The organism is Alcanivorax sp. HI0044 (assembly GCF_001634945.1).
In genome coordinates this window covers 1-1129 of sequence record NZ_LWEZ01000068.1, presented here as the reverse complement: position 1 = coordinate 1129, position 1129 = coordinate 1, and the positions used below count along the sequence as shown (strand labels likewise).

1 protein-coding gene and 1 pseudogene are annotated in these 1129 nt (G+C 57.5%); both read right to left on the bottom strand.

Annotated elements, in window-relative coordinates:
* Positions 1-97: 97 nt before the first annotated feature.
* A pseudogene (locus A3730_RS29340) lies at positions 98-232 on the bottom strand (Cd(II)/Pb(II)-responsive transcriptional regulator); the annotation flags it as partial.
* Positions 233-361: 129 nt separating this feature from the next.
* Positions 362-1129 (bottom strand): ISL3 family transposase (locus A3730_RS00890; RefSeq protein ID WP_156500722.1); only part of this gene is annotated, 768 nt, incomplete at its 5' end.

Genomic DNA, 1129 nt, shown 5'->3' with positions numbered 1-1129 from the left:
CTCGATGCCATTCCAGGCGCCTGTTGGCATGCTGGGTACCGAGGCTTATGTCGACAGGTGGCGGCGTGGTTAAGAACTATAAAATCGACACTTTGATCTATTGCGGTTGTAAGATGCCCTCGCTGATGCCAGCAAGAACCCCGCAAGCATCAACTTCACGGCCATCGTTGCACCTCGCTCTCAGGGAAACGAGTTGCTTCTCAAGCGATTGCAAAGCCGTTATCTGCGACCGCGCATCAGCAGACTTCCTGTTATAAGCAACCTGTTGGCTTTACACACCTAGAGAGTTAATCACAATGAGTTGGATTAAAGGGGTATCCGGATTAAGTGGTAGATGGAGCCCCCTTGCTCCTTCGAACCCTTAACTCTCCCAGAAGGTTGATAGATCGACGCCGTAGTTTTTCTCAGGCTCGGGAAGACCCATGCTGTAGGTCATGGTGGCCTTGCCCAGGAAGGGGGATTCCTTGATCTGCGGCACCTTCTTCTTGTGCTTGGTGGTGTAGAGCATCCGGGCCCGCATCACCTCGAATGAGTAGCCCCGGCCATCGCGGTTCTTGTCCTTGGCCAGCCGATTGATCGACTCCGTGAAGGCGTTGGTGATTGGGGTGTCGGTTTCGAAGTAGGCCAGCACCTCCTCGCGCCATCCGCTGACGGCGCTGACGAGATCCTTCCACACCTCTTTCTGCCCCTGTGGAATGTCGTCAATCCAGCGGGCCAGCGCCTTTTCGGCATCACGCCGGGTGGTGCTGTCCCAGATGTGGTAGAACCGCTCCTTGTGCTCGTAGGCCGCCAGGAGCTGAGGGAAGGCCCCTGTCCATGTCTCCATGATAAGCCGCTCGCGATCTGAAACGTCGTGGGCACGCTTCAGCAGGATCTTCCTATCGCCCTTGAGGGTCCGCCGCTGGTTTGGCTTCAGATCCTTCCTGAGTCCCTTACGCACCTTCTCCAGGGCTTCGTTGGCCATCCGCACCACATGGAACTTATCGACCACAATGCGAGCCTGCGGCAGTACCGCCTGGACAGCACGGCGGTAGGGTTTCCACATATCCATGCTGACGATCTCGACCTGGTGGCGCTCGGTCATGCTCATGAGGCGCCTCGTCACCGCGTCCTGCTGGCGACCGGGCAG